The organism is Paenibacillus sp. 01L418, assembly GCF_056400045.1.
Window position 1 is genome coordinate 1 of sequence record NZ_JBFTSN010000351.1, and the last position, 6,710, is coordinate 6,710.

General features: G+C 45.4%; 7 protein-coding genes. All 7 read right to left on the reverse strand.

Annotated features, from left to right (window positions below):
- Positions 1–20 precede the first annotated feature (20 nt).
- Complete coding sequence (locus AC1DSE_RS27255; protein ID WP_076265800.1) at positions 21–578, reverse strand: ribonuclease FAU-1 family protein; 558 nt, start codon at positions 576–578, stop codon at positions 21–23.
- Positions 579–801: 223 nt separating this feature from the next.
- Positions 802–1,440 (reverse strand): peptidylprolyl isomerase, encoded by a 639-nt coding sequence (locus AC1DSE_RS27260; RefSeq protein WP_339202718.1) that lies wholly within the window; start codon positions 1,438–1,440, stop codon positions 802–804.
- Between the two features lie 17 nt (positions 1,441–1,457).
- On the reverse strand, positions 1,458–3,938 hold the full coding sequence (locus AC1DSE_RS27265) for a transglycosylase domain-containing protein (RefSeq protein ID WP_477511878.1): 2,481 nt from the start codon (positions 3,936–3,938) through the stop codon (positions 1,458–1,460).
- 152 nt (positions 3,939–4,090) lie between these two features.
- Positions 4,091–4,336, reverse strand: a complete 246-nt coding sequence (hfq, locus tag AC1DSE_RS27270) for an RNA chaperone Hfq (protein ID WP_477528501.1) — start codon at positions 4,334–4,336, stop codon at positions 4,091–4,093.
- Between the two features lie 17 nt (positions 4,337–4,353).
- The gene (miaA, locus tag AC1DSE_RS27275) at positions 4,354–5,367 is read right to left on the reverse strand and encodes a tRNA (adenosine(37)-N6)-dimethylallyltransferase MiaA (protein WP_477511879.1); all 1,014 of its coding nucleotides are present in this window, start codon (positions 5,365–5,367) and stop codon (positions 4,354–4,356) included.
- On the reverse strand, positions 5,364–6,140 hold the full coding sequence (locus AC1DSE_RS27280) for a class I SAM-dependent methyltransferase (RefSeq protein ID WP_441882510.1): 777 nt from the start codon (positions 6,138–6,140) through the stop codon (positions 5,364–5,366). The genes miaA and AC1DSE_RS27280 overlap by 4 nt, the downstream gene beginning before the upstream one ends.
- Positions 6,137–6,710 (reverse strand): DNA mismatch repair MutL family protein (locus AC1DSE_RS27285; protein WP_477528502.1); only part of this gene is annotated, 574 nt, incomplete at its 5' end. The genes AC1DSE_RS27280 and AC1DSE_RS27285, both read right to left, overlap by 4 nt.

A 6,710-nucleotide genomic window follows, 5' to 3' on the forward strand; every position in this document is an offset into this window, starting at 1 on the left:
CCTTGAGACGGTTGCCTTCCTCATGATTCGCTTAATTCCCCGGTTTTTGCAAGCAAGCTCTTGCGATGCTTAAGGCTCAGCGTAAAATACCGGAACCGTCCGTTTCGTATGCTCGATAATAATTTCCCTGCTGTTTTGCGTGCAAGTGCAACATCCTTGCCATTAACATCACCTTGCCTTAAGGCATCCTCCAGCTCATCCTCGTCCATGAGAAATACCTCGCCGCTAGGCAGCACAACCACGTCCAAATATAAATCATCGAACCAAGGCACCTGCTGATCGGTTAAGCCTTGTGTTTTGCAAACATCGATATACCATTGCACGACGCGTCCCTTGTCATCAAACATCGTCGTGACGACAAAATGCTCGCCTCTTGGAAAATGCTGCATCCACAAGTATCCGCGATCTGCCAAACATAATCTACGTCCGTTATATTCCTTCCATAACGGCTCACGCAATTCATGAATCCGGTAAAACGTCACGAGACCTTTGAACTCTTCACCGTCCAGCGCTAGGCACGTATAGCTCTTACGCAAGATACGCCGCCAGTTAGCTCGGTCTGAAAATTTTCTCTTCATACGGAACGTACCCTTCCGTTCATTTGGGAAAAGCTCGCAAGCAACCTGCACAGCTCTTCTTGGCTTTGTTTACACAACGAACATTTTGCGACCAACGACAGTTGAAATTTACCTATAAAAAAAGATTACCATAACTTAACGTCCATCTCCAGCCGACAGCCAAAATAAACCAAGCTCTTTGCGATAAAATAAAAAGAATACCGCCAGAAAGGCGGTATTCCTCTTATTGCTCAACGATTTCAATCGAATCAATGACGATATTTTCAGTTGGCAAGTTGTTTTTCAAAGGTGTCTTCGAAATGGCTTTTACAACATCCATGCCACTCTCCACCTTGCCGAAAATCGTATAATTAGGCTCGCGGTTTAAATTTGCAGCATCAGGTCCCGTGCAAATAAAAAATTGGCTGCCACCCGAATTAGGCTTGCTTGCGTTTGCCATCGCGACAATTCCTTCTTCGTATTTCATTTCCGAACTTAGTTCATCTGGAATTGAATAACCTGGAGTACCGTATCCGTTTCCTTTTGGATCTCCGCCTTGAATCATGAAAGACTCAATAATACGGTGAAAAGTTAATCCATCATAAAAGCCTTCTCGAGCGAGAAAAACAAAATTGTTCACCGTTACCGGCGCGTCTTCCGTAAACAGCTTGACTGTAAAATCGCCTTTAGTCGTTTTAAACTTTGCTAAGTACGACTTGTCGAGATCAATCTGCATATCAGGCATCTTGTCCCAGTTCATCAACTTGGCTGAAGCTGAAGCACTATCCCTTCCTGAACCATCCTTGCCGCAGCCAGCTATAACCATAACTGCTGCGACAACAATGATTAAATACAAGAATGGTGCTCTCTTTCTATTCGCCATTGCTAACCACCCGTTTCTTACGTATTGCCGCCGGTTTCAGTATTTCCTAGAGCATTGTTGCTGTTGTTCGTATTTGTGCCAGTGTTTGGAGTTGGCGTTGGTGTTGGTTCACCCGTTCCGTTTCCTGATCCTGGCGGTTCAGTTGTTCCTGGATCTGTACCATCAGTTGGAGGCAGCGTCGGTTCTCCATCACCGCCTTCTACTGGAGGTGTAGGCTCTCCTCCGTCCGGCTCATCTGGATTCGGCTCCATTGGCACATCCGGATTCACTTCTGTTTCCGGAATGCTGATTTTAACTTTTTGAGATGGGGCACTTTCCAAATCCTGCTCAGCATCATAAGCCACAACATAATATTCATAGGTCATTCCCGGGAATGCACTCATATCATCTACCCCTGTGGAAGTGAGCGAGTCTACAAAGCGGATGAAGTCACTTTCTGAAGCTTCCTTGCGGTAAACCTGATAAGTGACCTTTCCATCCTGATACGGATCCCACGACAATTGAACCTTCATTTCTTCTGGAATAAATACTGCTTTAAAATTTGTTATCGTTGCCGGCGGTTTATTTTCTTTAATGCCTTGCGGTTTCTTAAAGCTTGACTTCGCTACATCCTTCATTGCAGGTTTCATAACCTTGGAGAACATGGAAGCCGCTTGACTGCTGCCCGTCTTAAGGATATGTTCCACATTTGTCTTATCGTATCCCATCCATACGGCTGCTGTCCACTCCGGCGTGTAGCCAACAAACCAAGCATCCCGGATACCCGAGCCTTTGTAGCCTGGAATACCATGCTGAGTAGTACCCGTTTTCCCTGCCAATGGACGATCAATTGCTGCTCTTGTACCTGTACCGCCCTTTTGTACGACCGTCTGCATCATCTCGGTCAAATAATAGGCAGTGCTTTCAGACATGAGCTGCTTGGAAGGTGGAGCTTTATATTCATACTTATAATTATTTTTGCCTTCAATCTTCGAAATCGCATGAGGATCAACGGACTTTCCTCCGTTTGCAAATACGCTATAAGCTGTTGCCATCTGCATAGGCGTTGCACCTTTGGACAAGCCCCCCAGTGCAGCTGTTAAATTACGATCATCTTTCTCAAGCTCGATGCCAAGCTTGCTTGAAAAAGCAAACCCTTGCTTCAAGCCTACTTGATTCAGCATCCAAACGGAGGCAAGATTTCGAGAATCCTTAATCGCCTGCTGCATCGTAACTGCAGTTGCTCCCCATCTATCCGTTGGGCAATAGCTGCCGTAACATTTCTTGTCATTTGCAAGTACAGTCCATGGATAATACTTGCCCGTTTCAAGGGCAGGACCGTAAGAGATAATCGGTTTGAAAGCTGAACCTGGCTGGCGAGGAACCTCTACCCGGTTAAGTCCCTTTTTCACGTAATCTCTGCCGCCTGTTAAGGCTTGAATCGTGCCATCGCGGTGATCAATAATGATCATTGCGCCTTGCACTTGTTGGTCATCCTTGCTCTTCTCAAAGTTGTCATCATCGTTAAACTGTGTATCCATCGTATCCTGTGCTTGCGGGTTTAGCGACGTATAAATCCGGAAACCGCCGATCCGAAGCTCTTCCTCGGATTTCCCAGTCTTCTCCATCGCTTCTTCAACCACATAATCAATAAATGCTGGATACTTTTCGGTATTTCTTTCTTCATGATTTTTAGGAATTTCATACACGACCGCTTTTGCCTCTGCCATCTCTGCTGCCGTAATCAAGCCTTGATCGTACATAAGCTTAAGCACGACTGCTCTCCTGTTCATCGAATCCTCAGGATGATTTATTGGATTGTAGCGGTTCGGCGCTTTCGGCATAGCGGCAATAGTAGCAATCTGCCAAAGCTCCAGCTTATCAAGATCAGTGTCGAAATAATACTTGGCTGCTTCCTTAACGCCATGTACTCTCTTGCCAAAAAATATTCGATTCAAATACATCGTTAATATTTGTTCCTTGGACATTTTGTGCTCAAGCGCTACCGCAATAGAGGCTTCCGTTGCTTTACGGAAAAACGTCTTATCCGCAGTTAGAAATACGTTTTTGGCAAGCTGTTGGGTAATTGTACTTGCTCCCTCAACCGCGCTGCGTGCGATAACGTCCTTCACAACAGCACGTCCGATAGCAAAAAAATCGATTCCTGAATGCTCATAGAAACGTTGGTCCTCTGTTGCTACAATAGCATCAAGCAGTTGCTTTGGAATTTCCGAAAATTCAGCAATCTCACGATTTTCATTTGGATCGGACAATCGTGAAATTTCATTGCCATTCACATCATAAATGATGGATGCTTCACCCATAGTCAGTTTGTTCGCATTTTCAGTCAGAACTCGTTCACCGTTCAGCACGATAAGCAAGTATCCGATCAAGCCGCATACGATGGCGATTACAGCGGTGAAAAATAATCCATAAAACCATTTCTTTCCTGATATCTTCTTTTTCTTCTTTTGTTTAGAAGTTTTAGGTGCAGTTGTTTTGCTTGGTCGTTCAGCCATAGCCGACTCCCCTCCTGTTGTTCAATTGTCTGTCTAATCTAGTTTTACCACAAAATGAAAAGAGCAACCCAGCTTGGAGCGGGGTTGCTCTTGCCTGCCGCTATCTAGTTAAACGAGACACGTTATAAGAAAGTTTCACTAACTGATTAAGCCTATGAATCGGAACTGTTATGATCCTGCTGCATAAGAGAAACATTCCGCTGCGGGGTAAACGTCGAAATAGCATGTTTGTATACCTTTTGTTGACGACCTTCGCTGTCGATGATAATCGTAAAATTATCGAACGCTTTAATAACGCCCCGAATTTGGAAGCCATTCATTAAAAAAACCGTAACCGGTATGTTGTCTTTGCGAAGCTGATTCAGGAACGTATCTTGAATATTGATCGATTTGTTCATTGGACGTTACCCCCGTCTTAAAAAGATTGATTAGAAGTATATTCAAGATTAACTTGAAACTTTCCTGCTATTATATCATGAACAGATTGCAAATTGTTGTGAAAATTTTCCCCCATATCAATCCAATGAATGTCTTTCATATGACGGAACCAGGAAAGCTGGCGTTTTGCAAACCTTCTCGTATCTCTTTTCAGTAGCTCTACCGCTGCTTCCAATGAGCATTCTCCCTGTAAATATTGTGCAATCTCTTTGTAGCCAAGACCCTGCATAGCAACCGCTGCAGGCGGCAAATCTCTCTCAAGTAGTCGCCTCACCTCATCTACTAAACCTAGCTTCATCATCTCATCTATCCGCAGCTCTATTCTACGATACAACTCCGCACGGTCCATAGTCAAACCGATGAGGCAAAGCTCGTATGGAGACACCTTAGTTTGGCCGGCTTGCTGATCGGAAAAGGTTTGTCCAGTCATGTGATAAACTTCCAGCGCACGGATGACGCGGCGCATGTCATTTGGGTGCAATCTCTGCCCTGCTGGAGGGTCGATAGCAGCTAAGCGCGCATGCAACGCTTCTGCGCCAAATTCAGCCGCATAACGCTCTTGCTCTTGCCGGAATGCAGCATCTGAACCAATTTCTGCAAACTGAAACTGATAACAAACGGACTCCACATATAAGCCAGTACCTCCAACGATAAACGGCAGCTTTCCTCGCTCCGATATTTCCGCGATCGCTTTCGTTGCTCCAGCTTGAAAATCAGCAGCGGAATACGCTTCATCCGGCTCACAAATGTCGATAAGGTGATGAGGAATGCCTTCACGCTCTTCAAGTCCGATTTTGGCAGTACCAATATCCATGCCGCGATAAACCTGCATGGAATCGCCCGAGATGATCTCCGCATTCCAGGCTTTTGCAATATCTAAGCTCATTCGTGTCTTGCCTACAGCTGTAGGACCAATGAGGACTAGCAATGGCTGCTTTCGAATCGGAAGCCCTTCTTGATCTAACTGCGTATTGTTTATTTCTTCACTCAAAGCTTTATCACTCCATATGCAATTTTCGAAGTATTCACATGCTTGCGTTCAAATCCGAGTCTTGCAAATTCACCGCTAGCTTGATGCTCCTTTAGAACTACGCTTTTCCTTGCAACACGTTTTGCTTGCTCAATCACTTCATCCGACAATGCGTCCATATTTGCAATGCCGCGAAGCGGCTCCATCGAGCTGGATTCGTTAATCGGTTTCCGGAACATAGGGTCAAAATAAACGATATCTACACTATTGTCAGGCAATGCTTTTAAGTATTCCAAATGATTCATGCACTTCATGTCAATACGTCTCATTGCCTCATTCACATCAGGAAGGCTTGTTTCATAACCTGCTAGACCCTCTCGAACGATAGCGCATAAGATAGGCTCGCTCTCAATCGCGGTAACAGCTCCTTTAGGTCCAGAGGCATAAGAAAACACTAGAGAATCCGAAGCAAGACCTGCTGTGCAATCAATGATTTGATCCCCTTCCAAACATCCCGAAAGCTGGATAAGAGGATCTGTTTCACCGCGCCGCAGCCGTTTTACCCGCACATATGCCATGCTGGGGTGAAAATAAAGCGGCGTCTCTGATTGTCCGTCATAATAACGAACCTCTTCCTCGGTTACGACGATTAGCTGACTGTCATTGCTTAACGATAATAGTTTGTTAACCGTTAAGTTTCCGCGTGCTTTGAGCGAAGCGGCTAGCTCTTCAGAAAGCCGGCTTGCTTGCTCCAAAGCCCGTTCTGAAGGCTTCGCCGTCGTTGTAACAATCAAGACATCACCCGCTTGAACATTTTTTCAAGCTGATAGGTCGATAGATGCACAATGATTGGGCGGCCATGCGGACAAGTATAGGGCTGTTTGCAGTTTGCAAGTCTTGTCAAGAGTGTCTCGCCCTCCTCACGGTTCATACGATCATTTGCTTTAATGGAGGCTTTGCATGCGCACATAATGGCCGCCTTTTCCCTAAGCTTGCCGATATCAATCGTTTTTCGCTCGGAGATGAGCAGCTCTGCCATTTCCTCAAGCAAGGATTGCTCCTCGCCTTGAGGCATCCATTCCGGGTAGGAACGAACGAGAAACGTTTGAGGACCGAAGGACTCCAGCTCCACGCCTGCTTGCGCGAACATAGGAATAAGGTCCTTTAATTGCATCGCTTCTCCTGCTGTAAATTCAAGCGTCAACGGAACAAGCAATTGTTGGCTAGCTGCCTCAGGATTTCCGAATTTTTGAAAGAAATATTCATAATTGATCCGTTCATGCGCAGCATGCTGATCGATTAAATAAAGACCATCCTCCGATTGCGCTACGATGTAGGTGCCATGGTGCTGTCCAATCCAGTGA

Coding starts and splice junctions, on each gene's coding strand:
- AC1DSE_RS27255 (WP_076265800.1), bottom strand. CDS start 578: ATGAAGAGAAAATTTTCAGACCGAGCTAACTGGCGGCGTATCTTGCGT.
- AC1DSE_RS27260 (WP_339202718.1), bottom strand. CDS start 1,440: ATGGCGAATAGAAAGAGAGCACCATTCTTGTATTTAATCATTGTTGTC.
- AC1DSE_RS27265 (WP_477511878.1), bottom strand. CDS start 3,938: ATGGCTGAACGACCAAGCAAAACAACTGCACCTAAAACTTCTAAACAA.
- hfq (WP_477528501.1), bottom strand. CDS start 4,336: ATGAACAAATCGATCAATATTCAAGATACGTTCCTGAATCAGCTTCGC.